Source organism: Nocardia sp. No.11, from assembly GCF_038752175.1.
GTDB classification, from domain to species: Bacteria; Actinomycetota; Actinomycetes; order Mycobacteriales; family Mycobacteriaceae; genus Nocardia; species Nocardia canadensis.
Genome location: NZ_JBCGFB010000006.1, coordinates 31,540 through 56,450, shown reverse-complemented (window position 1 = coordinate 56,450; position 24,911 = coordinate 31,540). Strand labels below are relative to the sequence as shown.

29 protein-coding genes are annotated in these 24,911 nt (G+C 67.3%); 12 read left to right on the top strand and 17 right to left on the bottom strand.

The annotated features are described in order from the left end of the window. Positions 1 to 211 precede the first annotated feature (211 nt). From V8688_RS03505 to V8688_RS03495, 3 genes are all read right to left on the bottom strand, one after another. Positions 212 to 409, bottom strand: a complete 198-nt coding sequence (locus V8688_RS03505; RefSeq protein ID WP_342800154.1) for a hypothetical protein — start codon at positions 407 to 409, stop codon at positions 212 to 214. A gap of 273 nt (positions 410 to 682) precedes the next feature. Beyond that, entirely contained in the window at positions 683 to 2,068 is a 1,386-nt protein-coding gene (locus tag V8688_RS03500) for an ammonium transporter (RefSeq protein WP_342800153.1), read from the bottom strand. A 116-nt stretch (positions 2,069 to 2,184) separates the two neighbouring features. Next, the gene (locus tag V8688_RS03495) at positions 2,185 to 2,601 is read right to left on the bottom strand and encodes a hypothetical protein (protein ID WP_342800152.1); all 417 of its coding nucleotides are present in this window, start codon (positions 2,599 to 2,601) and stop codon (positions 2,185 to 2,187) included. Positions 2,602 to 2,846: 245 nt separating this feature from the next. Between V8688_RS03495 and V8688_RS03490 the strand changes: the two genes are divergently transcribed. Next, entirely contained in the window at positions 2,847 to 4,367 is a 1,521-nt protein-coding gene (locus tag V8688_RS03490) for an alpha/beta hydrolase (RefSeq protein ID WP_342800151.1), read from the top strand. A gap of 12 nt (positions 4,368 to 4,379) precedes the next feature. Here V8688_RS03490 and V8688_RS03485 read toward each other — a convergent pair whose 3' ends face one another. Together V8688_RS03485 and V8688_RS03480 are read right to left on the bottom strand one after the other, a co-directional pair. Next, complete coding sequence (locus V8688_RS03485) at positions 4,380 to 5,033, bottom strand: response regulator transcription factor (protein ID WP_218719114.1); 654 nt, start codon at positions 5,031 to 5,033, stop codon at positions 4,380 to 4,382. Next, entirely contained in the window at positions 5,030 to 6,199 is a 1,170-nt protein-coding gene (locus V8688_RS03480; protein WP_342800150.1) for a histidine kinase, read from the bottom strand. Before V8688_RS03480 ends, V8688_RS03485 begins: the two co-directional genes overlap by 4 nt. A gap of 168 nt (positions 6,200 to 6,367) precedes the next feature. Between V8688_RS03480 and V8688_RS03475 the strand changes: the two genes are divergently transcribed. Then, positions 6,368 to 6,595 carry a DUF6480 family protein gene (locus V8688_RS03475; protein WP_218719113.1) on the top strand — a complete coding sequence of 76 codons (228 nt, stop codon included), beginning with the start codon at positions 6,368 to 6,370 and terminating at the stop codon, positions 6,593 to 6,595. A 109-nt stretch (positions 6,596 to 6,704) separates the two neighbouring features. Here V8688_RS03475 and V8688_RS03470 read toward each other — a convergent pair whose 3' ends face one another. From V8688_RS03470 to V8688_RS03460, 3 genes are all read right to left on the bottom strand, one after another. Next, positions 6,705 to 7,358 carry an MBL fold metallo-hydrolase gene (locus V8688_RS03470; RefSeq protein WP_342800149.1) on the bottom strand — a complete coding sequence of 218 codons (654 nt, stop codon included), beginning with the start codon at positions 7,356 to 7,358 and terminating at the stop codon, positions 6,705 to 6,707. A gap of 389 nt (positions 7,359 to 7,747) precedes the next feature. Then, the gene (locus V8688_RS03465; protein ID WP_342800148.1) at positions 7,748 to 8,290 is read right to left on the bottom strand and encodes an STAS domain-containing protein; all 543 of its coding nucleotides are present in this window, start codon (positions 8,288 to 8,290) and stop codon (positions 7,748 to 7,750) included. Positions 8,291 to 8,638: 348 nt separating this feature from the next. Then, positions 8,639 to 9,199 (bottom strand): hypothetical protein, encoded by a 561-nt coding sequence (locus V8688_RS03460; protein WP_342800147.1) that lies wholly within the window; start codon positions 9,197 to 9,199, stop codon positions 8,639 to 8,641. A 253-nt stretch (positions 9,200 to 9,452) separates the two neighbouring features. Here V8688_RS03460 and V8688_RS03455 point away from each other — a divergent pair, with 253 nt between their 5' ends. Then, positions 9,453 to 9,833 (top strand): hypothetical protein, encoded by a 381-nt coding sequence (locus V8688_RS03455; protein WP_255587951.1) that lies wholly within the window; start codon positions 9,453 to 9,455, stop codon positions 9,831 to 9,833. Positions 9,834 to 9,922: 89 nt separating this feature from the next. Beyond that, positions 9,923 to 10,477: a type 1 glutamine amidotransferase domain-containing protein gene (locus tag V8688_RS03450; RefSeq protein WP_342800146.1), complete on the top strand. Its 555-nt coding sequence runs from the start codon at positions 9,923 to 9,925 to the stop codon at positions 10,475 to 10,477. A 33-nt stretch (positions 10,478 to 10,510) separates the two neighbouring features. Here the strand turns inward: V8688_RS03450 and V8688_RS03445 are convergent, their stop codons facing one another. Beyond that, positions 10,511 to 11,134: a hypothetical protein gene (locus tag V8688_RS03445; RefSeq protein ID WP_342800145.1), complete on the bottom strand. Its 624-nt coding sequence runs from the start codon at positions 11,132 to 11,134 to the stop codon at positions 10,511 to 10,513. A gap of 90 nt (positions 11,135 to 11,224) precedes the next feature. Between V8688_RS03445 and V8688_RS03440 the strand changes: the two genes are divergently transcribed. Beyond that, positions 11,225 to 11,662 (top strand): hypothetical protein, encoded by a 438-nt coding sequence (locus tag V8688_RS03440; protein ID WP_218719107.1) that lies wholly within the window; start codon positions 11,225 to 11,227, stop codon positions 11,660 to 11,662. 68 nt (positions 11,663 to 11,730) lie between these two features. On the opposite strand, the gene V8688_RS03435 is transcribed toward V8688_RS03440, so the two are convergent. Beyond that, on the bottom strand, positions 11,731 to 12,336 hold the full coding sequence (locus V8688_RS03435) for a hypothetical protein (RefSeq protein WP_342800144.1): 606 nt from the start codon (positions 12,334 to 12,336) through the stop codon (positions 11,731 to 11,733). On the opposite strand from V8688_RS03435, the gene V8688_RS03430 reads away from it, so the two are divergent. Together V8688_RS03430 and V8688_RS03425 are read left to right on the top strand one after the other, a co-directional pair. Beyond that, positions 12,329 to 12,505 carry a hypothetical protein gene (locus V8688_RS03430; protein WP_255587950.1) on the top strand — a complete coding sequence of 59 codons (177 nt, stop codon included), beginning with the start codon at positions 12,329 to 12,331 and terminating at the stop codon, positions 12,503 to 12,505. The genes V8688_RS03435 and V8688_RS03430 overlap by 8 nt on opposite strands. A gap of 416 nt (positions 12,506 to 12,921) precedes the next feature. Further along, the gene (locus V8688_RS03425; protein WP_255587949.1) at positions 12,922 to 13,431 is read left to right on the top strand and encodes a MarR family transcriptional regulator; all 510 of its coding nucleotides are present in this window, start codon (positions 12,922 to 12,924) and stop codon (positions 13,429 to 13,431) included. Here V8688_RS03425 and V8688_RS03420 read toward each other — a convergent pair. The 3 genes from V8688_RS03420 to V8688_RS03410 all read right to left on the bottom strand — a co-directional run bounded on the left by V8688_RS03420 (position 13,416) and on the right by V8688_RS03410 (position 16,078). Further along, positions 13,416 to 14,405, bottom strand: a complete 990-nt coding sequence (locus V8688_RS03420; protein WP_342800143.1) for a hypothetical protein — start codon at positions 14,403 to 14,405, stop codon at positions 13,416 to 13,418. The two genes, V8688_RS03425 and V8688_RS03420, sit on opposite strands and share 16 nt — an antisense overlap. A gap of 86 nt (positions 14,406 to 14,491) precedes the next feature. Next, positions 14,492 to 14,788, bottom strand: a complete 297-nt coding sequence (locus V8688_RS03415) for a hypothetical protein (RefSeq protein ID WP_218719105.1) — start codon at positions 14,786 to 14,788, stop codon at positions 14,492 to 14,494. Between the two features lie 48 nt (positions 14,789 to 14,836). Continuing rightward, complete coding sequence (locus V8688_RS03410; protein ID WP_218719104.1) at positions 14,837 to 16,078, bottom strand: oxygenase MpaB family protein; 1,242 nt, start codon at positions 16,076 to 16,078, stop codon at positions 14,837 to 14,839. A 434-nt stretch (positions 16,079 to 16,512) separates the two neighbouring features. Between V8688_RS03410 and V8688_RS03405 the strand changes: the two genes are divergently transcribed. Beyond that, positions 16,513 to 16,974, top strand: coding sequence for a DUF4383 domain-containing protein (locus tag V8688_RS03405; RefSeq protein WP_218719103.1), 462 nt, complete (start codon positions 16,513 to 16,515; stop codon positions 16,972 to 16,974). Between the two features lie 88 nt (positions 16,975 to 17,062). On the opposite strand, the gene V8688_RS03400 is transcribed toward V8688_RS03405, so the two are convergent. Next, positions 17,063 to 17,665 carry a chloramphenicol phosphotransferase CPT family protein gene (locus tag V8688_RS03400; protein WP_218719102.1) on the bottom strand — a complete coding sequence of 201 codons (603 nt, stop codon included), beginning with the start codon at positions 17,663 to 17,665 and terminating at the stop codon, positions 17,063 to 17,065. Between the two features lie 304 nt (positions 17,666 to 17,969). After that, the gene (locus V8688_RS03395; protein WP_342800142.1) at positions 17,970 to 18,380 is read right to left on the bottom strand and encodes a Rid family hydrolase; all 411 of its coding nucleotides are present in this window, start codon (positions 18,378 to 18,380) and stop codon (positions 17,970 to 17,972) included. Between the two features lie 78 nt (positions 18,381 to 18,458). On the opposite strand from V8688_RS03395, the gene V8688_RS03390 reads away from it, so the two are divergent. The 4 genes from V8688_RS03390 to V8688_RS03375 all read left to right on the top strand — a co-directional run bounded on the left by V8688_RS03390 (position 18,459) and on the right by V8688_RS03375 (position 20,614). After that, positions 18,459 to 18,836: a helix-turn-helix domain-containing protein gene (locus tag V8688_RS03390; protein WP_342800141.1), complete on the top strand. Its 378-nt coding sequence runs from the start codon at positions 18,459 to 18,461 to the stop codon at positions 18,834 to 18,836. Positions 18,837 to 18,980: 144 nt separating this feature from the next. Continuing rightward, positions 18,981 to 19,331 carry a hypothetical protein gene (locus V8688_RS03385; RefSeq protein WP_342800140.1) on the top strand — a complete coding sequence of 117 codons (351 nt, stop codon included), beginning with the start codon at positions 18,981 to 18,983 and terminating at the stop codon, positions 19,329 to 19,331. Between the two features lie 100 nt (positions 19,332 to 19,431). Beyond that, positions 19,432 to 19,734 (top strand): hypothetical protein, encoded by a 303-nt coding sequence (locus V8688_RS03380; protein ID WP_342800139.1) that lies wholly within the window; start codon positions 19,432 to 19,434, stop codon positions 19,732 to 19,734. 46 nt (positions 19,735 to 19,780) lie between these two features. Then, positions 19,781 to 20,614, top strand: a complete 834-nt coding sequence (locus V8688_RS03375) for a histidine phosphatase family protein (protein ID WP_316574497.1) — start codon at positions 19,781 to 19,783, stop codon at positions 20,612 to 20,614. A gap of 96 nt (positions 20,615 to 20,710) precedes the next feature. Here V8688_RS03375 and V8688_RS03370 read toward each other — a convergent pair whose 3' ends face one another. Together V8688_RS03370 and V8688_RS03365 are read right to left on the bottom strand one after the other, a co-directional pair. Continuing rightward, entirely contained in the window at positions 20,711 to 23,020 is a 2,310-nt protein-coding gene (locus V8688_RS03370; RefSeq protein ID WP_342800176.1) for an arylsulfatase, read from the bottom strand. Positions 23,021 to 23,554: 534 nt separating this feature from the next. Then, a complete protein-coding gene (locus V8688_RS03365; RefSeq protein ID WP_342800138.1) occupies positions 23,555 to 24,793 on the bottom strand; it encodes a helix-turn-helix domain-containing protein in 1,239 nt (412 codons plus the stop codon). Positions 24,794 to 24,911: the final 118 nt, after the last annotated feature.

The window sequence follows — 24,911 nt, the reverse complement described above, 5'->3', positions numbered from 1 at the left end:
CATGACCGGCAATCCAACGCCTCACCCGTCGTCGGTCTCGCTAAAGTCCCGCAAGCATCGATTTCGCGGCGTCGACGGTGCGGCGCCGTCCGGTCCACGGGGCGGACCACCACGTGGATCGGTGGGCGCCGCCACCGGGCTCCGGGCAGAGCAGCCGTCAGATCGGCGATCGGGTCGTCGACTCCCTCGCGGCCGACCGACCAGTGCTCCCTCACCTGCGTCCCCGTTCGGCGAGCACATCGGCCGCGGGCACTGGCGGCGAGATCGGCGGGCAGCGCGAGCGGTTCGACGATCGCTTCGAGGCGGGCCCGAGAAAGAACGGCACCGAGTACCGGTCGACTCCGGCGGGCGGGCTGACCACGCGATGCCGGGTGGCCGTCTGATAGCCCCGGGTGGCGATCTCGAGCATCTCGCCCCGTCCTGTTGCAGCAGCGCGAGGTATCCGTAGTCCTTGTGGGCGCCCACCCCTGGTCGTCGCCGGAGGTGCCCCGGCCCGGATAGTGGATGATCTTGCCGTGGGTGGAGGCCTCCTCGTCGAACCACCGATCGATGTATCCCTCTGTTCCATCGGCGGGGCGAAGACTCCCGCGCGACCGCCGCCCCCGACAAGGGCTTTCGTTCACCGTGAACCCAACACCGATCACCCCACGCAGGCCCCGGTACGCATTCCGGCAACCCGCGGTCACCAGAAGTGGTCGTTGGGCCGCGGAGCGGGACGGGGCACCGGGACACGTGGGGGCCGGGACACCGGCCGAGGCTGGACCGGAGCGGGGGCCAACGCACCGGGCGGGGTGGTCGGGCTGTAAGCGGACTCGGCGTGTTCGGATTCGTCGATGCCCTCGGCCTCGGATTCGGAGTCGACGCGCAGGCCGACGAGCCTGTCGACCAGCCACGCCAGCAGGAGGGTCACCAGGAACGAGTAGGCCATGACGGCCACCGAGGCGATGGCTTGGCGCTGCAACTGGACGAATCCGCCGCCGTAGAAAAGGCCGTTGCCTCCTGCGGGGTTGACCGAGACGTCGGCGAACAGCCCGACCAGCAGGGTGCCGACCACTCCCCCGACCAAATGGACTCCGACCACGTCGAGGGAATCGTCGTAGCCGAAGGTGTATTTCAGGCCGACGGCCAGTGCGCAGCAGATGCCCGCGGCCACCCCGATGCACAGGGCGCCGACAGATCCGACGAATCCGCACGCCGGCGTGATCGCGACCAAGCCCGCGACCGCGCCCGAGGACGCGCCGATGGTGGTGGGTCGCCCGTCTCGGAGTTGTTCGACGACGATCCAGGCGAACGACGCCGCGCCTGCCGCGATGGTGGTGTTGGTGAACGCGAGGGCACCGAGATCGCCTGCGGCCAGCGCGGATCCGGCGTTGAAGCCATACCAGCCGAACCACAGCAGCGACGCACCGAGCAGGGTGAACGGCACATTGTGTGGGCGAGCGATGCTGCGCGGCCAGCCGTGACGTTTGCCGATCACCAGCACCAACGCCAGCGCCGCCGCGCCGGCGTTGATGTGCACCGCGGTGCCGCCGGCGAAATCGAAGGCCCCCAGCCGGTTCGCGATCCACCCGCCGACCTCCGAGGAGGTACCGGAGGAGTCGGTATCGGTGAAACCGCTGACGTGGAAAACCCAATGCGCCACCGGGAAATACACGACGCTGACCCAGAGCGCCGCGAACACGATCCACGACCAGAAACGAGTCCGACCGGCGATCGCACCGGTGATCAGCGCCGTCGTGATGACCGCGAACATCAACTGGAACATCACGAACGCCATGGTCGGAATCTGGTGGCCGGCCGGCCCGGACAACGTCCCCTGAGTCGTGCGCAGCAGCGCGTGCGACATGTCGCCGACGAGCCCGTACCCGGCATCGTCGCCGAATGCCTCGCTGTAGCCGTAGAGCAGCCAGAGCGTCGACACCACACCCAGACAGCTGAAGTTCATCATCAGCATGTTGAGCACACTTTTGCTGCCCACCATGCCGCCGTAGAAGAACGCCAGTCCCGGTGTCATCACCATCACCAGCGCGGCGCAGGCCAGCACCCACGCGGTATCTCCCGAATTCACATTCGTACCTCTTATCCGACGGGATTCCGGCACAGCATCGAGAAGCGCTGTTTCCCGGAACAACCCGCGGTGTTTCGAGTCGATGAATTCAGCGAACCAGGTCGGGCACAGCCGGTTCAGATCCGGCGCATCGTGGCGTCGTAGGCAGCCTCGGCCATGTCCGGACGGTCCGGGTCGGGCAGCCAGGTACCGGTGATCGTGGCACCGTCGGTGCTGATGGTGCCGGTGTAGGTCATGCCGAGTCCGGCATGCACGATCGTGTCACCCCGACGGCTCCACCGGTAATTCAGCGGGGCGCCGGAACCGGAATACACGTGCGCGGCGAAACCCGAGTCGGTGTCGTCCGGCCAGATCAATTCCAGGCTGTGGATCTCGGTGTTCCCGACCAGCATGCGGCCGTCGAGTTGCAAGAGCCCGCCGTCCAGGAGGCGGGTCGCGGTGAGAGTCCCGGTGATGTCGTCGTGATCCGCGGTGTGGCTACGCCCGGTCAGTTCCCACGCGCCGAGCAGTACATCGAGATCGTTGCCAGTCATTTCGCATCCTCATTCGGGTAGGTTGTCCGGCCCTGCCGCCGGCCGTCTTTTCCTAGGTCGAATGGGAGCCCGGAAAATCGACAGACCGCGTACGCCAGAGCGTCCAGGGCGAATCGCACCACCGATGGCCAGGTATCCCCAGCGACGGAGTCCACAGTCGTTCGCCGGGTAGATGCCGGCGGCCACGCCGCTTCCTAACGTCGACTGCCATGAACGAAATCAGGATCGACCGCTACTGGAAAACAATGGCATCGGCAGTCTCGGTGCTCGTCTCCACGGTGATGCTGACCGGTTGCGGTCCCCAGCAGGCCGCGTCGGGAAGCCCCGATCACATCATCGACTGGCACGATTGCCGCACCAGCGCACAGGACACGGTCGGTGCCCGACTGGCCGCGGCGGGAGCACTGTGCGGAGAGTTCCAGGCACCGCTGGACTACGCCGATCCCACGGGTCGGAAGATCACGATCGCGGTAGCGCGCCGACCCGCGTCCGACCCCGCGCACCGGCTCGGCACCCTGGTGGTGCAGACCGGCGGACCGGGACCGTCCCGGGACGGGGTATCGATGCTCATCGACGGGCCCGAGGGCGGTCATCCGGCAACGGCGGCCCTCGCGGAGCGCTACGACCTGATCGGCATGGATCCCCGGTTCTTCGGCGCCGCGTCACCGCTGGAATGCGGTTGGTCCACGAGCGCCTATCTCGGTCTCGCGCAGACCGCGCCGGCGGACCGGCCGGGGTTCGACCGCACCGTCGCACAGGCGCGCGAGCTCGCTCGCCTGTGCGAACCGCAGCGAGAGCTGCTGCCGCACGCCTCGACCCGGGCGATGGCACGCGATATGGACCTGCTCCGGACGCTGCTGGAAGTACCGAAGATCTCGTATCTCGGCTGGTCGTGGGGCACGTACCTGGGCGCCGTCTATCTCCAGATGTTCGGGGAGCACGCCGATCGGTTCGTCCTAGACAGCAGCCTCGATCCCGGTGCGCCGGGCCCGGACCTGACCCGCGCCACCGCACCGGCCGCCGCGGCGGCGCTCGCGGATTGGGCACGCTGGGCTGCCGGCCGCGATGCCGAACTCGCCTGGGGCACAACCCCGGAGGCGGTGCTCGCGGCGATCGACGCGATGTTCGACGCGATCTCGACCGTGCCGGTCGGCATCGCCGAGGTCACCATCACCGCGGACATGGTCGCGGGCCTGCTGCTCACCGTCGACGACTCCGACACGTCCTACACCGACTTCAGCGCCCAATTGCGGGCGCTGTCCGACGCGACCCTCGGTCACCCCGTCGACCCGCCCGCCGGCTTGGCGGCCAAACTCGCGCTGTACGCCGACTCGACGGTGCTGCCCGAATTCGGTTTCAGCGCGACGGTCGCCAATCAATGCGCCGACCGCGCCGCCCGCGACATCGAGGACACCTACGCCGATATCGAGAGCCACCGCGCCGCGGAGCCGATGTTCGGGGCCCTCGCCCGCCGCGTCACCCCCTGCCCGCTGTGGCCGGTGAGCCCCGTCGAGCCCGCGACCACCATCGGAAACCGATCGCCCGCCTTGCTCGTCGGCGCCGAGGGCGACCCGGTCGCCCCCGTCGCCGGACAACGCGCGATGCGCCAGGCACTCCCGGCGGCCCGCGCGCTCACCTTGGACAACGCCTTCCGCCACGGGGTCTACCTGTTCGATCGCTCGGCGTGTATCGACAACGCTGTCGAGGGGTACCTGTTGGACGGCACCCTGCCTGCCACCGACTCCCACTGCGCGCGGGATCGGTAGCGCTGCGCTGATTCAGCCGACGGAGCCGGACCCGAGTCCGGCCTCGTGGGCGAGAATCACTGCCTGGACCCGGTCGCGCACACCGAGCTTGCCGAGGATGTGGCGGACATGGGTCTTCACCGTGCCCGCCCCGACGGCCAGCGTCGCCGCGATCTCGGCATTGGACAGACCACGGGCCATGACCCGCAGCACCTCGGTCTCACGCTGGGTGAGGACGCCGACCTGGCGGCGGGCGGCCAGGTTGACCGGCGGGGCGAGGCGGTCGAGCAGGCGGCGGGTGGTGGAGGCGGCCAGCACGGCATCACCGGCGTGCACGGTGCGGATCGCGGCCAGAAAGTCTTCCGGCGGAGCGTCTTTCAGCAGGAACCCGCTGGCGCCGCCACGCACGGCGGCCACGGCGTAGTCGTCGAGGTCGTAGGTCGTCAGCACCAGCACCTTGGGCTGATGTTCGGTCGCCAGCAAGCGGCGGGTCGTCTCGATGCCGTCCAGATGCGGCAGCTGGACGTCCATGACGACAACATCCGGCGCGACGCTCGCCGCCACCGCGAGTGCGGACAACCCGTCCCCGGCCTCTCCGACGACACGCAGGTCGGGTTGGGAGTCCACCACCATGCGCAAGCCCGCGCGGACGAGAACCTGATCCTCGACGAGCATCACCGTGATCATCGGCTCTCCCACGGGATTCGGGCTTCCAAGAGGTGGCCGCGCCCGGGTCGCGGGCCGAACTCGAGTTCGCCGCCGTAAGCCGCCAGCCGCTCGCGCATCCCGATCAGCCCGTAACCGGCGGGGCCCGGAACGGTGGCGGACCCGTCGTCGGCGATGCGAACACACAGCCGGCCCCGGCCCGAACGCACCGAAATCTCGGCTCGCGCATCAGGTCCCCCATGCTTGACGATATTGGTCAGCCCCTCCTGCACGATGCGGTACACGACCAGATGCACGCCGGAGTCGGGCTCCGCACCGGCCATCTCGATCGTCAGGTCCACCGTCAGCCCGGCGCCACGAACCTCGTCGACCAGGGCGGGCAGGTCCGAAATACCCAGTGCGGGTATGGCATCCGGTCCCCCGCCGTCGTCCTCACGCAGTACTCCGATCGCTCGGCGGGTCTCGACCAGCGCCTCTCGACCTTGAGCGCCGATGGCCTGCAACGCCTCGATCGCCCGCTGCGGCTCCGCGCGCGCGGCGTATCGGCCGCCGTCGGACTGCGCGATGATCACCCCCAGTGAGTGCGCGAGAATATCGTGGATGTCGCGTGCGATCCGTGTCCGTTCGGACAGCACCGCCAGCCGGGTCTGCTGTTCGATATTGGTCTCGAGCAATGCCGCGCGTTCGGCCAGCGCCGCGAACTCCCTTCGCCGGGATCGCTGCCAGGCGCCCCCGAGCCAGGCCGCGACCACCGTGCTCGCCAGAAACGCGCCGACGATCAGATGCGCCAGCGCGGGCATCGGCAGCTGCGGCCAGCTCCAACCCCCGAGAATCGCCCCACCCAGGCCCGCGGCCAGCCCGATCCGGCTCCAGTACCACCGCCCGTACGCGGCGAGGGTGTACACCATGATCGGCACCGCGACGTCCGCCACCAGAGCTCCGATCGTGGCCCGGACCGTCGCCCATTGCGCCAACGCCACCACCGCCACGGCGACCGCCGCCCATTCCGGCCATCGCCTGCGAAACGCCACCGGCACGAGCAACGCGACCGTGAACCCGAAATGCGCACCCCCGGCCCCCACCAGCACCCCGATCAGCGCGCACACCACCCCCAGAACCAGCGCCGAAACCCCATCCACCAGCGCCGTCCGCTGCCGCATCCAGACCACGACCCGCTCGTCGACCACCCGATCACCCTAGATCGGACAGCACACCCCGGCCTCCCCCTGTGGTGTGACATCCGGTCGCCTGACCTCCACCTTCCGGAACATGCCGTCGTCGGGCGTTACCTCCGCGATTGAAAACGACGACAGCGTCTATAGCGGGGAGAGGGAACCCGAAGAAGAGAGGTGCGAATGAACTCGACAGACCCCGACCCAGCCAACACTCCCGATCTGGAACCGGGAGGCGGCGTGCCACCGGGATCGACGCCGCCGGAATCCGCCCAGACCTCGGGGCTCTCTGCGCCGGAGCCGCGCACCAGCCGCCATTTCCCACCGACCGGGGTGGCGGCTGTCATCGTGGCGGTGCTGTTGGTGGCGGTCTTCGTCGTCGCCGCCGTAGGAGTGGTACTCGCTCGGTGAGGAAAGGGACCATTCTCATGCCACCCGCGAACGGACCTCCTCACGAGGAATCCGACAGGAGATCGCCTCGTCGCCGATTCCCGACGCTGGTTCGGTCCGTGGGAGCGCCTCAGACCGTGACAGGCACGCCGACGTCGAGGCGCTGGTAGCGCACCGTCTCGGGCAGCAGGCCGGCCAGCTGGTCGGTCAGGGTGCGGCCGATGTCGTTGAGGTCGCCGTCATGGATGGGGACGACCAGGTCCGGCCGGGTCTCGGCGACATAGTCCACGGCATCGGCGTACCGCATCCACGGCCCACTCACCGGCAGGAACAGCACATCGAGCGCGGTACCGTCGGGCAGCGCGGGGAAGGCGTCACCGGGATGCAGAATCCGGCGGTCGATCAGGTAGGCGACGTTGGGTGAATCCGGCAGGGTCGGATAGATCGCGGCGTGCTCACCCACCATCGCCCGGACCGTCAAGCCCGCGACCTCGAAAACGGTGTCCGCTGGTGCTGTTTCGAGCTGCCGGGCCTCGACGCCGGCGGCGAGCAGCTTGTCGATCACCACCTGCGGAGCCAGCACCCGGGCGCTCGGCTGTGCGGCCAGCGCCGAGGCGATGCGTCCGCCGTCGACGTGGTCGTCGTGATCATGGGTGATCAGGTAGGCCGCCACGTCCTCGAAGGCCGCCGGTGGCGCCAAGACCCCCGGGTCGATCACGACCACACCGTCTGGCCCCGCCAGCCGCACCGTCGAATGCCCGAGCGACGCTACCGACATGCTCATCGTGCTTCTCCCGTCGTCACGAAAACGCACTTGCCCCTCGGCGGCCGCGGGGGCCCGTCGGGTCGGCAGCATCGGTGCCGACGCTGCCGGCTCACAGGATCAAGGCTAGCTGTACCTCGAGTGGCGAACTCTGCGCGACGCGACACCGGTATCGGCGGGCGGCGTTCCGGCAGGGGTCGCCTTGTGTCCGCGCCTGCGGGTGGAGCCCGCGGTCGGGATGACGTGGTCGCCCATGACCTGGTCCCACCACGATTGCAGTGGGCTGGGATCAGGCCAGGACACGAACGAGGCATCGCCGAAGGGGGCCGGGTGGTCCAACTGCGCTGGTCGATGGTCGAGCTCACGGGACATGACGGTTCTCGATTGCGGGAAGAGCGGGCGAAGCGGCTTCAAGAGCGGGCGGTCGGGGTGGAAGTGAACCACGGCCGTCGTCGTCGCCGCGTCCGTCCTTGCGAATGCCCAGGGTGGTGGCTACCGCTGATGCTCTGCGCCAGCGGAGGCGCATCGGTCTTGGTCGCGGCCAACGCGGCAACGAATTCGGGATAGACCGGCAGCCACTGGCTCAGCCCGGCGATCTCGGTGACCCGGCCCGCCATCGCATACGGGTGTGCGTCGACCACGCTCACCGCCACACCTCGTCGGCGCGCGTACCCGGTGCACTCGGCCATCGTCAGGACCGCGCGCAACGACAGGAACTCGACATCGGTGAGGTCGACGATGAGATATCTGCCGCCGTCGGCGGAGGTGGCGCTGATCGTCGAATGCAGCAGCCGCTGCCAACGGGTCAGGGTATAGGCGTCGATGCTGCCGCGCACCGCCAGCACAGCGGTGTGCCCGCACGGTTCGGTCTCGGCGTGCAACCGTCGGCCCGCGCCGACCGGATCGGCGGGCGTCGACTTCAACCAGTGGCGTGAATGGCGGGACGTGTTCATCGATTTCTCGAATTCTTCGGCACCGGCAGACCTGCTACCGCCCGTCCGGCCCTGGTGCGATGTCAAGGCCGGCCGGTAATCCCCATTTCAGCACATCGGCTTGGAGCAGGCAATCGATCGTGACTCACTTGTGGCTGTTCGCGCAGGTACAGGTGGCCGTTTGCCGCCGTTGATTGCCTTGACGAACTTTATCGGTTCTCGACGTGTGGTGCGGCCGGGTGGGGGTATCGCGGCCGTAGGTCGTCGCGACCGCCCGGGCGGATCGCCGATCGAGAACGCGCCCCGTTCAACAACCCAGCAGCGGGGCGCGTTCGCCCCACGAGACGGTCAGCTCGGCCGCGTGTAGTACTAGATCGTGGCGAATTGTGCGTCACGAGCGATGGTGAGCGTGGGGTAGCCGTGCACCTCGTCGCCATAGGGGAGGCTGGCGAACAGATCGATCGCGTTCGTACAGTCGAACTTCCAGTCGTTGTCGCCTGTCCTCGTCGCCGGGTCGAAACCCAATTGCTTCTTCAACTCGGCGCAGGTCACCGGGCGCAGCGGTTGGCGATGCGTGGGATCTGTGTACATCGACCGGTAGTCCGGGAGTTGTTCCGCCGGCGCGACATAGCTGCCGACATAGCCGCACATCCCTGCCAGGGGCGGACAGCCGAAGCGCCGCATGCCGACGAATTCGAACGAGTCGGGAATCTGTATCCGGCGCCGTTCCATGAGTCGTTGCGACTCCGCAGCGGACAGATCCGTGTCCAGCTGCGAGATGACCAGGACGTTGGCACATCCCCAGAGCAGGGCCCCGCACGCCACCAGTGCCGAGACCGACCAGAACCACCGTAGAGGCGAGCGTCGAATCACGATTTCCGCACTCGTCACCGGAGGCATGGCGGGGAAAGCGCCAGGATGCTCGGTCATCGGGGAAGGCCTCCGCGGTCGGTATCGCCGGCGGCACCACGGGAACCCGCACTCGCGCCCTGGAGTCGTCTGCGGGTCCACCCGGTAGCTCCGCCGACCGCGTTGATCGTACCCGAGCGGTCCGCTGTTCGACCTGACGCGGCTGCGCCAACGCCCTCCGGTCGCCAGCGGGCGACTCCCGCTGCGCCCGAGAGCATCCAGGCGCCGATGGACCGAGCGCGCACGCACCGCTCAGGGCCCCGTCATGTTTGGCATGCCCATCCTCGGTAACCCGAAGGGTGAGGTGATGGTCATGGTCGATACCGACAGCCGAGTCGGTAGGCAGGCGCTGTTCTACTCGATCGTCGTGATCGCGCTCGCGGCGCTGACCGCCGTGGTCGCCGCGATCTGGGCCGGCGGCCGGGCGGCCTGTGCCGACGCCGCTACCGCGCTGTGCGATTCGGCGGCCGAGACCGCGGTGCTGCTCGGGCCCACCGTGATCCTGCTCGCGGGCGGGGTGGGCGCCTTCGTGCGGACCTATGTGGAATGGCGGCGGGGACGACGCTGGCCCTTCTGGCAGGGCGCCGGATGGTTCCTGTTCGTTCTGATGATCGTCTATCTGGGTATCGGCGCGAGCGCGGTCGCCAGCAGCTGATCCGGTCCCGACCGGGCCGCCGCCCACCGCGCTGTTTCGCCGGGCGGAGTCGGGTAAGCGCCCCGCAGACCCCGAACGAGGAGATCATGATGTCCCAGCACGCACTGACCGGAAAGCACGTCGCCATCCTCGCCACCGACGGTGTGGAGCAGGTGGAGCTCGTCCAGCCGCGCGCCGCGGTCGAGGGCGCCGGCGCCACCACCGAACTGCTGTCCCTGCGCTCCGGCACGGTCCAGGCGATGAACCACGATGTCGAACCCGGTGACACCTTCCCGGTCGACCGCACAGTCGCCGAGGCGAGCCCGGACGACTACGACGCCCTGCTGTTGCCCGGCGGGACCACCAACCCCGACAAGCTGCGCCAGGACGCCGCCGCGGTCGGTTTCGTCAAGGAGTTCGTCGCCACGGGCAAACCGATCGGCGTGATCTGCCACGGACCGTGGACGCTGGTCGAAGCCGATGCCGTGCGCGGCCGCACGCTCACCTCCTACCCCAGTGTCCGCACCGACATCCGCAATGCGGGCGGCACGGTCGTCGACGAAGCGGTGGTCACCGACAACGGCCTGGTCTCCAGCCGCAACCCCGACGACCTGCCCGCCTTCTGCGCCAAGATCGTCGAGGAGTTCGCCGAGGGCGAGCACTGACCCACGCGGGTGCGGGGTCGGTGCTCGCGATGGTCACACCGGGCGATGGCGTACGTCGGGCTTGCGCAGGTGCGGTTCGGGCGTGGCCGTGTCGTCGGGGACGACCACCTGATCGTCGACGACGACACGATCACCACCGGCCCCCACGACCGCTTCCCGGCGCGCGAACGCGATGTCACGCGCGCTGCGCACCGACAGCCGGCCCAGCGAGGTGGCGGCGAAGAACAGGATCAGCGCGCCGAGCCCGTAGAAGTACGTCAGGTGCAGCAGCGCGCGTTTCAGATCGCCGGTGGCCACGGGTTCGCCCAGATCGCCGAGCCGGAGTAGATCGGCGAGGAACGGCCCGATCACGAACCACGTACCGGCTGCCACGGCCAGCCAGCCACCGGCACTGGCCACCACCCGGTTCCTGCTCATCAGCATGAGCAGCCCGCCGGCGATCGCGACCACACCGGGCAGCACCTCCAGCCAGCCCCGCGCCGAAGTCCACGCCCAGGGATCGTCCGGGGTGAACGCGAAATCGAAGTACGGTCCGAGGAAGGGTATGAGCGCGCCCCACACACCGAGCAGCAGAACCGCCAACCCGCCCACAGCGCCACGACTGCGGGGAATCCGCACGCGGCTGCCGCCCGAGTCGTTCTCGTCGATGTAATTCATGGTGCCTCCGATCATCGACAACAGGGATACCTCGCCAATACCCCCTGCCGGACGGGATACGCAGCTCGCCACCGGCGATAGCCTCGGAACATGACCGACAACACTCAGCCTGCCCAGCGTCACCAGCGGCCCGCCGGCGTCGACACCGCGACCGTGGCGGCCGTCGGAAAACTGTCCGAGGCGTTGGAGACCACCGAACGTGCCCGCGGACACCTCTACAGCTTCCACCAGCTCACCGGCGGCGCCGATCTCGCGCTCGGTGCGGCCGTGGACATGCTGCGCGAGGCCGGGCACGTCCACCTCGCCGAGAAGCTGGCCACCGAGTTGGTGGGCCGCAACGTCCTGCCCGGCCGCTGGACTTTCCAGATCGTCGAGGAATACGACGAGGGCTACTACGCGCAGTTCCGGCGCATCGAACGCGAGATCCGCGGCGAACTCGTCGACGGGCGCACTCACCTCTACGAGGCCGAGATGAAAGAAGCCCGTCGCACCCACGGCCATCCCGGTCACGAAGCCACCCCGGAGTGAGCAGCGCTCGGACGTCGCAGGTCCGCGCGCCCTCGCAAACAATTCGACAGCTTTCCGGAATTAACTATTCAGAGTAAATATCTAATCGCGAATAATGATAATTCCGAGAGGCCCGGATTCACGATTTCGACCCCGGAAAGAGAAGAGCGCGCTATATTTTTCGAACACCCCCATTTGCGGCTCGACAACCCGTCACACCGCTGCTCGATATTTCTGGAGATCGCCATGAGATCGACCTCTTCGCTCTTTTCCGCCGGATTTCTCGCACCGGTGGCCGTCGCCACCATATTCTGCCTGGCCGCACCGGTAAATGCCGCCCCGGTCAGCGTGAATTGGAGCTGCCGGGGCACCGTCCTCGGTATCGGCCAAACCTCGAGCATGAACACCTCGGTCACCGGCACCGCGCCGAGCTCGGTGGCCTCGGGTTCCGCGGTGGCCATCACCATCACGCCGGGCGCCTCGTCGGTGCCCAGCTCGGCGTCCGGCTTCACGGTGAACAACATCAGCAACCTGAAGATGACCATTCCGACGCCCGCGAATTCGACCCTGGTCTCGGCGACCGCCTCCGGCGGGACCGTGGCGGGCACGGTCGCCACGTCGGGCGGGAATGTCGTTCTGACGGTGCCGGGTCCGATCGCGGGCGGCACCAGCTTCACGCCGCCGGCGGTGACCATCAACGTCACCGCCGGTGCCGCCGGAACGCCGATCACCAGCAAGTACGCGGGGACCAGCTATGCCAGTCCCGGCATGACGATGACGACCAACGTCTCCTTCGTGGGCAACGTCGCGACGTCGTGCTACCCGAACCCGTCCCCGACCCTCACCACCACCAATGTGACCTGACCCCGCGCGCGGTCGCGGGCGTGAGCATGTCCACGTGCGCGGCGACACCTCGGGGGGGGGGGGGGGGGGGCCCCCCCCCCCCCCCCCCCCACGACTATCGCCTCCGATACTGCTTGCCCCACTTAGCGTTTGGCGCACAGCAGCCACTTCGACCGAATATTTCGATGCGCGGTGTCGCATCCCCGGCTATGTCGTACAGTGCATGTCCGGCACCGCCACGAATGCTCCGACGGCCGGAGCGGGTGCCGCTTTCGTGATGTTCGTCAGCCGTGGTCCGAGCTGCCGGTCGATCGATTGACAGGAGCCACCATGCCCGATCTCACACCCCGACTCCCCCGGCCGGAATCGGGCGCCCGGCGATCGAGCCCGCCCTGATCGGTGAGTTCTGGTGAGCGGTTCCATGTTTCAAGTGATCGATGGGAAAGCCTGTGTGCCCGACGACAAGCCAACCCGCCAGGATCCCGGCCGAGCTCAAAAGGGCGCTGGAGTTCTATCACGGATCCGTCGAGGATCTGATCCGCGAGCTGATCAGAGTGCTCGGCGTGAACGAGACCGATCGGCGCGCACTGGAGATCGTCCTGCTCGAAGACGAGAAATCCACGACACCCGGCAGGCTGGCCGAACGGCTCGGACTCACCTCCGCCGGTGTCACGATCATGCTCAATCGCCTGGAGAAGCAAGGCTATATCGCGCGCTCCCTGCACCCGACCGATCGTCGGCGCGTGATCGTGATGGCCACCGAACTCGCGGCCCATCGGGTACAAGAACTCGTCGTACCGATGATCGTCGAGAGCTACAAGATGCTGCTGAACTATTACGACACCGCCGAACTGGAAACAATCGCCGACTTTCTCACCCGGGCCGGCGAGTTGCAGCGAATACACCGGCAACGGTTGCGCGAGGTCGATCCCTACTCGAATCCCTGACAACACCCACGCCGACCGCGCTGTGCCGTCGTCGATAACCACGCTCGGCACCGGGGAGAAAGCAGGAGCTGGATGCACACCGTCGACAACACCGAAGAACCTGGGCGATCCGACCGGCCCGACCCGGTGTCATCGGCCGAGCGGCTTCGACGACGACTGACGCGCGCAGGCGTGGCGGCGGCGTTGGCGGCCACGGTCATCGGGACGACCCTCGCCGTCCGGGCGGACCCGGACCCGCCGGCGCGGGCGAACGAGGCGAAGAATCTCTCGTGCGAACCTGCCGTAGTCCCGCCCGATTCCGGCGTGGCCGCCGGCGAGCCGGGCGCACTGCTCCCGAACACAGTCTCCGACACACAGAGCGAGGTCTTCACCCCAGGCGACATCGCCGACGCAGACACCTCGACCACTGATCTCTCGCTCGACCCCGACCCCGAGTCAGAGCCGGACCCGGAGCCGGCGCCTGCGCCTGTGCCTGTGCCTGCGAGCACAGTCGACGAGACGGAGACACCGACGACCCCGCCGTCCGAGACCGCCTCGGACGACTCGCCGACGATCTCGGTGAGCGCGAGTTTCTCTGCCACAGCCAGTGTTTCGCTCGAGAGCACGTCCAGCGCGCCGTCCCCCACGACCTCGACATCCACGTCGGCGGTCCCCCAGACGACGACTGACGCGGGCACCACCACTCCGAGCACGGCGCCGACCACCACCACGATCACGGGCTCGACCGGTTCGCCTACGACGACCACGGGTCCGGCCGGAAAAACGACGACCACGGGTCCGGCCAGTTCGACCACGGGCCCAGCAGCTTCGAGCACGCCGACCACGGGCCCGACCGGTTCGACCACGACGTCACCGACATTGTCCACCCCACCACCGGCGCCGACGACCACCCCGACACGACCCCCGACGACGACCGAGCTCCGGCTGTCGCCGAAACCTCCACCCCCGACGACATCGCGCCCGACTCCGTCCATCGCGCGCCCACCGGCCCGGCCACCCAAGGCGCCGCCGACGGGATAGACGATCGCGTCGGCGGCGCAGGCCTGCCGGTGACGTCGATTCAGTACCGGGTGGGGCTGCAGGGATTGGACGATCCGGCGCCGACAGCCAGGTCGCACACCCCGCCGGTAACCATCTGGATCGGGGTGATCGCCATCAGCACGAGGAATCCGATGAGATCACCCCGCTGAGCGAGTTCGACCGCGGATTGCGCAGCCCTGGAGGCGGAGTCGACGACCGACGAACCGGTGCCGGCATCGGCGACGGGAGCGGTCGGCTGGGCCGCCGCACTCGGGGCGGGGCCTAGAACGGCCGCCGACGTGAGTGCGGCAGCGGCGAGAAAAAGCGTTGGACGCATCGTGCGTCTCCTTACTTCAGGAATCGGAACGGCAAGACAGGGAACGGATCAGCGGTGCGGCCGACTCATGTCGCGGTTCATGGTCGGGATCTCGATACTGATCGGCATCTGCAATTCGGCCAGGTAGATCAGGGCCGCCTTGCGCAAGAACTCGTCGAACAGCCAGTACGGATCGCCGATCGGGGGCACCGCGGTGAGCAGACCTTCGCGGACCGCGATGAACGGGCCCCAGCTGAAACGCAGCAGCGGATCCCAGACCGGTTCGCGGGGAATGGCCAGCCCGTCGGCGATCTTGTCGCCCAGCAGAAAGCGGGTGAACGCGCCGAGGACCGGCTTGCTCAGGATGGCGAAGTCGATATTGGCGCCCAATCCCAGCAGCCGGTCGGCGAGCTTGACCCCTTCTGGTGTCACCGCCAGGATCGGGTCGAGAACCTGCGCGGCCTGACCGTTGGCCTCCGGCCAGGAGTTCGGGATGTACTCGTCGCGGACCCCGAGGAGAGACGCGGCCACCTGCCAGGAATGCAGGAAGCCCTCGGACTCGTTCGCCGGCATCGGCACGTTCCAGGAGAGCAGGTATTTCATCACCGTGGTGGCCAGGCTGTGCCAGGTGACCATGATGTCGTTCTGGCTGATCGGCGTGTCCTCCTCGGCGGAGTGCACCCAGTGCGGCGACTGCGGCAGCAGGTGCCGCACCGCGGCGTGAACCAGGCGGGTCTTCACGCACGTGACGATCATTTCCCCGTCGGGGGCATAGGAATTCGCGGTGCCGATGTCGTAGCCGAGCTTGGCGGTCTTGGTGATGCGGTCCTTGAGATCGTGGCCGCCCTTGGAGTAGTAGACCGCCTTGGCCTCCTTGGGAATGACGGTGCTCATCATGCCGCTGGCGAATCCGTAGAGCACCCCGAGATAGAGGCCTCGCTTCTTGTTGAACTGGATCGCCGCGTCGAGCTTGCCGGGGTCGGTCCACGGCGGCAGCTTGCGCGCGTTCTCCATGAAGTCCCGGAGATCGGCGGGCAGTCCGGCCGGGAGTGGTTGTCCGTTGGTCTTCCAGGTCCGGAGCAGTTCGTTGACCCGGGGGACGTCGCCCCGGTCGATCAGCCCGGGAATCAGGGCATCGGCTTCGGGATCCCACACCGTCATCGGGTCCGCGCCCGAGCCCGAGCCCGCGATGGATCCCTCCGGTGACCAGCTCCACGGTTGCGAGCGTGCGGGCGCGGCGACGGCGAAGGCGCCCGCCACTCCCAGCATCCCACCGAATTTCATGGCATTACGCCTGCTCAGTGCGTCCATGACGCCACTCCTCGTTGAGTATCAAGCAATCCGACCGTCGTCGCACGATGCGTACTCACGCACCGAGTCTGACGGAATGAATATTAACTTAGCATCGCGGTCGCCGTCGGGAGCACGTTCCGATTCACGCTCTCCAACAGTCGAACTATTGCCATTTGCGCAGAGAATGACCGGACATTTTCGGGCAAAACGTCACTTCCCCCGTTCACTCGCCGCTCCGCGACCTGCCCTCAACTATCGGAACGCAAAGTAACTTATCGCCCGTGAGCGCGTCGGGACACTGGCTGTCTTCGCCGCGCCGGTAGAGCGGCCGCCGTCCTGTGACCACGGGATTCGCTGTTTGACCAGCCACGACACGGGCAAGCGACAGTCGTCCGAACAACCGCAGGCGGGTCGGCCCGCGGGTCGGCCTGTCACAGCGAAAGGAGACAGCTGTGTCCACATCCGTAGGACGTAGCGGAACCGCACGTTCGCTGGTCCAACTGGCGGCGCTCGTCGTCGGAGCCGTCTTCCTGGTGGTGGGCATCCTCGGCTTCGTACCGGGTATCACCACCGACTACGAGGACCTGCAGTGGGCCGGTCACGAGTCCGGCGCGAAACTGCTCGGCGTCTTCGCCGTGTCGGGACTGCACAACATCGTGCACATCGTCTTCGGCGTGGTCGGCCTGGTCGCGGCCGCCACCGCCACGGCGGCCCGCGCCTACCTGGTCGGCGGCGGCGTCGTCTATCTGGCGCTGTGGCTGTACGGGCTCCTCGTCGACGAGCACAGCGAAGCGAACTTCGTGCCGCTCAACGACGCCGACAACTGGCTGCACCTCGGCCTCGGTCTCGGCATGGTCGCCCTGGGCTTCGCTCTCCCCCGCCGGACGACGACCACCACGACGCACCGTCCGTGATCGAGCACCACGCTCAAAACGCACCGGGGCGGTCCCGGCGCATTCTGCCGAGCTGAGACCCGACCGCACCGGTCGGCCTCGACGCCCGTCACTCGAGCGGGCGGCTCCCTCGCCCCAGCACGACCCTGGCCAATTCGGCGGGTGTCGCGGTACTCGTGTCGACGACCGTGTCGTAGGGGTAGCCGTGGTCGTGCACTGTACCGAAGTGGCCTCGCGCCAGCCCGATTGTCTTGCCACGCAGCAGTTCCCGCTGCTCAGCCACTGCCAGCGGGCAGGTGACACCCACCAGCTGCACGTCCAGTCCCGCCAGTGCCTCCATCCAGATCGGCAGCAAGTCCGGAGACAGCAGCATCTCGTCGATGACCAGATGATCACCGCCACGGGCGAACTCGGCAGCCGCAGAACACGCCGACCGCAACATCCGGTAGCCGACGTGCCCGTAGCGGATCACCAGGAGGGGGTGACCGCCCGCATCCTGCTCACTCCGGTCATACCAGAATCCGTCGCGACTGAGCGGACCGTCGCGTCCGCCACCCCACTTCGGCGGCACCAGGCCGAACAAGGTGTCGATCCCCCAGTACACGAACGGGACGTCGCTTTCGTCCTGGATGGCCCGGGCCAAGGTGGTCTTTCCCGCGCTCGAGACACCGTTGAGGAAGACGACCGGCGGCGGACGACCTGCGCTTCGCATTCCCCCACGCTAGCCGCTCACCGAAATGTGCACTCTCCTATCATCTTTCAGATGAAGGGTACGGCGTCGAGGCGAGCCGATACGGACGTGTGAGAATGCGCCGTGGCCATGTCACCTGGGCGCCCGTGCTCGCCCGGACCGGGGTCAGCATCGTCGCCGCAGCGGCCATCCAGGACTGACGCTGGCGCCCCACCTCATCCCGCTGACAGTGCCCGCGCAGGCCCGTCCGCCGCAGGGCCGGGCAGTGAGCACCATGAGCCACAACCACTTCGGCGACTTCCGGCACGACCTCGGAGTGGGAAGGTCAGTCGAGGACGGCGGTCGCCTCGACTTCCACACGCACGTCGGCCTCGAAAAGGTAGTCGACACCGATGAGCGAGGCCGGAGGCATCGGAATCGGCAGTCCGATGTCCGCGGCGACCGACTCCACGCCCGCCATGAAATCGCCTATCTGATCGGGACTCCACCCGGTGACGTAGAACGTCAGGCGCACCACATCCGAGAACGAGGCGCCCGCCCCTGCCAAGCCGAGGGCTGTGTTGCGCAGCGATTGAGCGATCTGTCCGGCGAGGTCACCGGGTGCGACAGGAGTCCCGTCGGCCGGCCGGGAAACCTGCCCGCTGACGTGCACGTGCCGCGATCCGGTACCCACCGCCACGTGGTGATACGGGGTCGGCTGCAGCATGCCCTCGGGCGTGAAGTGCTGAACGGTCATGGTCTCGCCTTCCGTTTGACTAAGTATCGCTAAGCTACCTAGTGGAAAGAAGACACTGCAACGAAACCAGGTTTCAGCATGGATACCGCCGGGGAGATCCGCATCGACACCGCGCACCGCGAGTTGCTCGATCAAGTGCTCGACAAATGGTCGCTCAGCGTCCTGAACGAACTCTGCGAACGCCCGTCCCGATTCAACGAACTACGCCGCGCGATCCCCGCGGTCACACAGAAGTCGCTCACCGCGACCCTGCGCCGACTGGAGCGCAACGGCGTGATCGAACGGATCGTCATCGACACCCGTCCGATCGCGATCGAGTACCGGATCACCCCACTCGGCAAGACACTGCGCCAACCCGTCGACGTACTGCTGGAATGGGCGGCTGAGCACATGCCTTCGATTCACCGCGCTCGCGCGGCCTACGACGCACGCGAGGACACCGCAGAACTGGCTTGACCCCACACTCGACCGGCGCACGGGTAGCGGGCGCACGCCTCCACGAACCGGCGCTCGAAAGCGCGGCTCCTCTCGCGATTCCCCGAGGCCGGAGTCGATTCCCTCCAGCTCGCCTCGGCGTGCCGGCCCTGGTTCACTGTGGGTGTGCGTGGACTCCTGGGGCTTCGAGAGCGAACGAGACCCGACGATTGGTGGGGCGACGCGGCACTGGGCTTCCTGGTCGTCGCGGTGGCGGACCTGGTCTGGATGATGAACCGGCCCGGTGTCGAGCTGCCGACTGTCGTCGTCACGATCGGCAGCTTCGCAGCGCCCGCCGCCATCGCCATCGCGGTGTCGCTGGCTGGTGTGGTGGTCAGTCGCAGAGCAGGTCTTCGACCGTGGTTGTCCGCTGTGGCGCTGCGTCTTTCGCTGAGCTTCGTCGCGCTGTGCGGCGTCGGCGCCATCGCCTATGTCGTGCTGATGCTGCGCGGGCTCGACGCCCTGTCCCGGTTCTGATCGTGTGGGTAGCCGAACACCACTGATGGAGTCGGAGGCGCCCGTCTTCCGACCCAAGACCCACCCGATATGACGGGGGGAGGAACTATTCGGTGTTGGCGTGGTCGATCTCGGCCATAGCCTGCCGATCAGCGCCGACCAGCTCGATCAGGCCGCGGCGGCCCACCGGCTCACCATGCCCACCCTGGCGATCGGCGCCCACCCCGTCGGCGACGCGTTGGAGCGACAGCTCCGACCCATCACCGATGACCTCGTCGGTCAGGTCATCCCGGACTGCGGCCACCTCATCCCGCTCGACAGGCCGCACGAACTGCTCGACCTCATGATGCCGTTCCTCATCGCTGAACGACCGGCAGTCGATATCCCGAAGCAGTACACCCCATACACGCAAGAGGCGGGATAGGCACCGAAATCGGTGAACACGGCCATTCAGCGAGAAGGCCGCCGAGATGATCCCGGTCACCGGGAGACCCTCCCGAGGTGCTGTCGAGCCGACTTTAGTGTCCCGAATCGGGCCACAGCGTTCCGTCCCGATCGGCCCGGTTCTCGACGACGAAGGAGTCCTTATGAGTCCGCTGAAATCTCGCCTGTCCGCGACAGTCACCTCGATAGTCGCGGTACTGACACTCGTCACGGCGGGCGGTGGAAGCGCGCTCGCTGCGCCGGCGACCGGTGAAATGACCCTGACTCTTGTCCGTCACGGCGAATCGACGGGCAATGCTTCCGGCCTGATCGACACCACCGTCCCGGGACCCGAACTCACCGCCAAGGGCTGGGAGCAGTCCGCCGCGGTCGCCGAACTCCTCGCCGACTGCAAGTTCGACGGCGTGTATGCCTCGACGATGATCCGCACCCAGCAAACAGCGGCACCGACCTCGCAGCTGTGTGGTCTTCCCACCGTGATCGAAGACGGCATCCACGAGATCGAGGCCGGCATCTACGAGGGCACGCCCGAGCGCGATGCCGGCCGCGACTATTTCGCCGCACCGCTGCAGTGGATTCAGGGCAACCTGGACGCGCGAATCCCCGGGTCCATCAACGGCCACGAATTCAAGAAGCGGATGAATGATTCCATCCAGGACATCCAGGACCGCGGCAGCAAGCGCGCGGCCGTCTTTTCCCACGGCGGTGCCATCATGGTCTGGACACTGATGTCGGTGTCCGATCCTGATCCGAGCAAGCTGCAATCCGATCCGTTGCACAACACCGGCCGCGTTGTCGTGAAGGGCAGCCCGGCGAAGGGTTGGAAACTCGTTTCCTGGGACGGCCACTCGGCAGGCTGAACTTCGGCCCGCGTCCCGCGCAAGCGTCAGGAGCCCGCAGCCCCGGGCTCCTTTCGCTTGTCGCACTTGCGCGTTCGGGCAAGGTATCGGTCAGGTCTACTGCCTCGAGATCGCGACCCTGGCGACCTCGGCGGGGTCGATGAGGTGTGAGTGGTCGTCCGTGCCGACGTCGATCTGGACCACGCTGATGCGGCCGGTGAACTTGCTCGCGCCCGCGTAGTCCTGACTGACCGGGAGCCCGTAGTCCTCGCCGATATCGGTGGTCTCCTCGGCCGAGAACACCATCGGCTGAGTCTGCTCGACCCGGCCCTTTCCGACCGGAGTGCCGTCATAGAACAGCGTCACGTCGCCCCCCTTGGCCAATCCGCCTCCGTCATAGGCGAATTCGGCGCGGACCTGATGGCTGCCTGGTGAGAGGACCTCGCTCGCGGTCGTGATGAACTCGGTCATTCCGAGCAGGTTGTAGACGAACGCCGCGTACCCGTCCTTGAAGTACAGGGCCCAGCCACCGAACCGGCCGCCCTGGGCGATGACCACGCCCTCGGTGGGGCCCTCGGTCGCGATCTCGACCGAGGCGGTCACGCTGAAGGAGCGATTCTTGATATCGATGACGCTGTGCTCGCTGAGTCGCTTCATCCCGGGGAACAACACTTGCGTTGTCCCCTTGATCAGTTGCGGGCGCCCGGCGATGGTCGGGTTGATCCGCTCGAACCGGCGGTCGTCGATCGGCAAGACGTTGTACTTGACCGCCTCGATCAACCACAGTCGCTGGAGCGCGGCGAGTTTGTCCGGATGGTCGGCGACCAGGTCCCGCGCCTGCGTCCAATCGGTGTGACCGTCGTAGAGTTCCCACACATCGTCGTCGAGGGCGGGGAGTTCTTCGTTGGGCAGCCATGGCGTGCTGTGCCGGGTGACCGCGCTCCAACCCTGGAAATAGATGCCCCGGTTGCCCGCCATTTCGAAGTATTGCAGGTTGTGGCGTTCGGCGACGTCGTCGGATTCGAAGGTGTAGTTCATGGCAGTGCCCTCGATAGGCGATTGCTGAACGCCCATCACGAAGGTCGGCTCGGGAATTCCGGCCGCGGCGAGAATGGTGGGTGCCACATCGATCACATGGGTGAACTGCGAGCGCACCTCACCTCGGGCGCTGATCCCGTCGGGCCAGTGCACGACGGCGCCGTTTCGAGTGCCACCCCAGTGCGAGGCGACCTGTTTGGTCCACTGGAACGGCGTGCACATCGCCCACGCCCACCCCACCGAATAGTGGTTGTAGGCGTCGGTGCCGCCGAGTTTGTCCTTGACCTCGGCCATGAACTCCGGCGTCTCGATCGCGGCGAGACCGTTGAAGTTGGCCATCTCGTTGAAGGCGCCGTTGACGGTTCCCTCCGCGGAGGCGCCATTGTCGCCGATGATGTAATAGATCAGCGTGTTGTCCAGCGCGCCGATGGATTCCACCGCGTCGACGAGTCGGCCCACCTGGAAATCCGTGTGCTCCAGGAACCCGGCATAGACCTCCATCTGCCGTTCCAGCACCGGTTTCAGCGCATCGCTCATCTCGTCCCACGCCGGGATCACGGCCGGACGCGGGGTCAGCTCGGCCTCGGCGGGCACCACCCCCAGTTCCTTCTGCCGGGCAATGATCGCCTCGCGCTGGGCATCCCAGCCACCGGCGAACTTGCCCGCGTACCGGTCCGCCCATTCGGCGGGCACATGGTGGGGCGCGTGCGTGGCACCCGGCGCGAAGTAGACGAAGAAGGGCTTGTCGGGCGCCAGCGCCTTCTGGGTGCGCACCCAGTCGATGGCGCGATCGGCGAGGTCCTCGGTGAGGTGATATCCCTGCTCCGGAGTTTTCTCGGGTTCGACCGGGGTCGTTCCTTCATACAGGGCCGGGTAGTACTGGTTGCTTTCACCGCCGATGAATCCGTAGAAGTATTCGAAGCCACCACCGCCGGTCGGCCACGCGTCGAAGGGCCCGATCGGCGACGTCTGCCACGGCGGCACCTCGTGGCATTTGCCGAACTGCGCGGTCGAGTAGCCATTGAGTTTCAAGGTCATCGGCAGCGCGGCCTTGGTGTTGGGGCGCACCCCCGACGAACCGGGCGCCGCCGTCGCCGTCTCGGTGATCATGCCCATCCCGACCGAATGATGATTACGGCCGCTGAGCAGAGCGGCCCTGGTCGGGGCGCACAACGCTGTGGTGTGGAAACGGTTGTAGGTCAGGCCATTGTTCTGCAGTCGTTCGGCGGTCGGTGTCGCTGCGGGTCCGCCGAAGGCGCTGGCCGCACCATAACCGACGTCGTCGAGCAGGATCACCAAGACATTCGGTGCGCCTTCCGGCGGCAGCAGCGGCTCGATGGGCGGAAACGTCGTCTCGGGATCCTTGGCGTCATAGGTCACCAAACCCAAGTATTGGCGATCGGGAATCGGAAGATTCTCACGTCCCGAACTCGACTTGTCCGCCACGGTGGACTCCTTGTTCTGCGATGTCGGTGGAACGCCTGCGACGCTCTCGATCGAACGTAGGACCTGGTCGACCGGCGCGGATCACCCGAAGCGGGTGAACCCGACGGATGCGGCGCAGCACGGACCGCTCGCGCCGTGACGCCTTCTGCGCGTTCTGTTCGCGGCACCAACGAGCCCGGCGGCAGGTGGAGCACATTCCACCCCGGGACGGTCGTCGGTTACCCGTCTCCACTGCGATCAAGGACGCACTGTCGGGCACCGCCGACGCTTACCGGGTCGGCTGCCCGGTGAGCCTCGATCAGCCTGCTTCGGTCCAGCAGGGCAATCGAGACCTGGTCGACCCGGTGGTGCGGCAGGTTGCAAGCTACCCGAACCAGCGTCTTGTGCTGTGGAGTACGAAATCGACTGGCACGTTCATACGCGCTACCCCCGCCATGTCGACGCCGCAGCCGATTTCGTCACCGCGGTGCCGAATTCCTAGGCCTGGCCATGAGACTGGGAGGAGACGAGCCGGTGCACGGTGAGCGCTGCCGCCAGCATGCGCGAATCCGTGGGCTCGGCCGGGTCGAGGCCGGTGAGTTCGGCGATGCGGCGCAGCCGGTAGGTGAAGGTGTTCGGATGGACATGGATGCGACGCGAAGCGGTCTTGCGGTCCGCGCCGTGTCGAAGATGAGCCTCCAGCGCCTCGAGCAGATGCGGGCTCGCGAGCAGCGGAATCACGCGCTGCGCCAATCGTTCTCGCGCCGGACCCGGCCGGGTGAGCTGGTACTCCAGCAGCAGGTCGTCGAGCCGGTAGCTGCCTCCCGGTCGACCGCACAGCCGGGCCAGCTCGGCCAGTTCACCCGCGTCCACGGCTGCCGCCGGAATACCCTCGCGGCGCACGGTGGAGAATTCCCCCAGGTACACCGTGACCCCGAACTGCTGCGTCAGCCGAGCGGCCAGCTCGTCGAGTCGCGCGGCGTCGACGACGTCGGACTCGGAACTGTTGCTCAACAACGCGATCCCGCTGGTGCCGTCGAACGTCGCGGGAGTGATGGCGCCGGTGAGCTGGTAGAGCGCGCTCTGCAGCAATCGGATCCGGCGCCGGGTCACCAGGTTGACGGCGCTACCGGTGCGCGCCGGTTCGCTCACGTGGATTGCCAGCACCGTGTACCAGTCGGCGAGGATGGTGTCCGCCCGCACGGCGAGTTCTTCGGCGGGCAGCCCGCGCACCAACGCCGAACACAATTCGCGCCTGGCCTCCCGCTCGGCGTGGTAGATCGACTGTTCGACCTCGGTATAGGTCTCGACCACGGTCATGTTGATACGCCGCAGCAATTCGAGCAGCCGGTTGAAGACCTGGATGAACTCATCCATCCGCGCGGGGTCGGCGACCGCCGCGGCTTCCGCGAGTACCGCCTGCGCCGACCGGTGGATCGCGCTGATCAGCATCGACAGCGGGAGTCTGTCCTCGGCATGGCGCTCGGCGACCGGGGCCACGAATGCGGTGACCTCCGCACGGGTGAATTCGCGGTCGGCGCCGATCGCTTCGAGTACCGCCCGCCCACAGGCATAGATCGTCGGCAAGACCTCGGCGGTGAAGTGACCGTCGGGCAGTTCGGCGGGCGCGGTGGCGTCCAGGCCCTCGGTCAGCATCCGCTCCGCGATCTGCGGCCAACGACCGAGCAATCGAGCCGTCAGCGGGGACGAGGCAGAAACCGGGTGTTGCACGAGCATGGCTCCGATTGTGTCTCCACACAGCGAGACGGGGGATGCTCTGGTGAACCGGTGAAAAACTTGGTTGCTATGACAATTCCGAGAACGCATTCTCGGTTCACGAGTGCAGCTCACGCCC

Coding starts and splice junctions, on each gene's coding strand:
- V8688_RS03445 (WP_342800145.1), bottom strand. CDS start 11,134: ATGAATTACATCGACGAGAACGACTCGGGCGGCAGCCGCGTGCGGATT.
- V8688_RS03375 (WP_316574497.1), top strand. CDS start 19,781: ATGATCCCGGTCACCGGGAGACCCTCCCGAGGTGCTGTCGAGCCGACT.
- V8688_RS03485 (WP_218719114.1), bottom strand. CDS start 5,033: ATGATCACGGTGATGCTCGTCGAGGATCAGGTTCTCGTCCGCGCGGGC.
- V8688_RS03410 (WP_218719104.1), bottom strand. CDS start 16,078: ATGGACGCACTGAGCAGGCGTAATGCCATGAAATTCGGTGGGATGCTG.
- V8688_RS03450 (WP_342800146.1), top strand. CDS start 9,923: ATGTCCCAGCACGCACTGACCGGAAAGCACGTCGCCATCCTCGCCACC.
- V8688_RS03460 (WP_342800147.1), bottom strand. CDS start 9,199: ATGACCGAGCATCCTGGCGCTTTCCCCGCCATGCCTCCGGTGACGAGT.
- V8688_RS03395 (WP_342800142.1), bottom strand. CDS start 18,380: ATGACCGTTCAGCACTTCACGCCCGAGGGCATGCTGCAGCCGACCCCG.
- V8688_RS03435 (WP_342800144.1), bottom strand. CDS start 12,336: ATGGTCACCGCCGGCGGCGTGAAGCTGGTGCCGCCCGCGATCGGACCC.
- V8688_RS03475 (WP_218719113.1), top strand. CDS start 6,368: ATGAACTCGACAGACCCCGACCCAGCCAACACTCCCGATCTGGAACCG.
- V8688_RS03455 (WP_255587951.1), top strand. CDS start 9,453: ATGCCCATCCTCGGTAACCCGAAGGGTGAGGTGATGGTCATGGTCGAT.
- V8688_RS03495 (WP_342800152.1), bottom strand. CDS start 2,601: ATGACTGGCAACGATCTCGATGTACTGCTCGGCGCGTGGGAACTGACC.
- V8688_RS03440 (WP_218719107.1), top strand. CDS start 11,225: ATGACCGACAACACTCAGCCTGCCCAGCGTCACCAGCGGCCCGCCGGC.
- V8688_RS03425 (WP_255587949.1), top strand. CDS start 12,922: ATGGGAAAGCCTGTGTGCCCGACGACAAGCCAACCCGCCAGGATCCCG.
- V8688_RS03420 (WP_342800143.1), bottom strand. CDS start 14,405: ATGGACGGAGTCGGGCGCGATGTCGTCGGGGGTGGAGGTTTCGGCGAC.
- V8688_RS03390 (WP_342800141.1), top strand. CDS start 18,459: ATGGATACCGCCGGGGAGATCCGCATCGACACCGCGCACCGCGAGTTG.
- V8688_RS03465 (WP_342800148.1), bottom strand. CDS start 8,290: ATGAACACGTCCCGCCATTCACGCCACTGGTTGAAGTCGACGCCCGCC.
- V8688_RS03400 (WP_218719102.1), bottom strand. CDS start 17,665: ATGCGAAGCGCAGGTCGTCCGCCGCCGGTCGTCTTCCTCAACGGTGTC.
- V8688_RS03490 (WP_342800151.1), top strand. CDS start 2,847: ATGGCATCGGCAGTCTCGGTGCTCGTCTCCACGGTGATGCTGACCGGT.
- V8688_RS03365 (WP_342800138.1), bottom strand. CDS start 24,793: ATGCTCGTGCAACACCCGGTTTCTGCCTCGTCCCCGCTGACGGCTCGA.
- V8688_RS03415 (WP_218719105.1), bottom strand. CDS start 14,788: ATGCGTCCAACGCTTTTTCTCGCCGCTGCCGCACTCACGTCGGCGGCC.
- V8688_RS03505 (WP_342800154.1), bottom strand. CDS start 409: ATGCTCGAGATCGCCACCCGGGGCTATCAGACGGCCACCCGGCATCGC.
- V8688_RS03470 (WP_342800149.1), bottom strand. CDS start 7,358: ATGAGCATGTCGGTAGCGTCGCTCGGGCATTCGACGGTGCGGCTGGCG.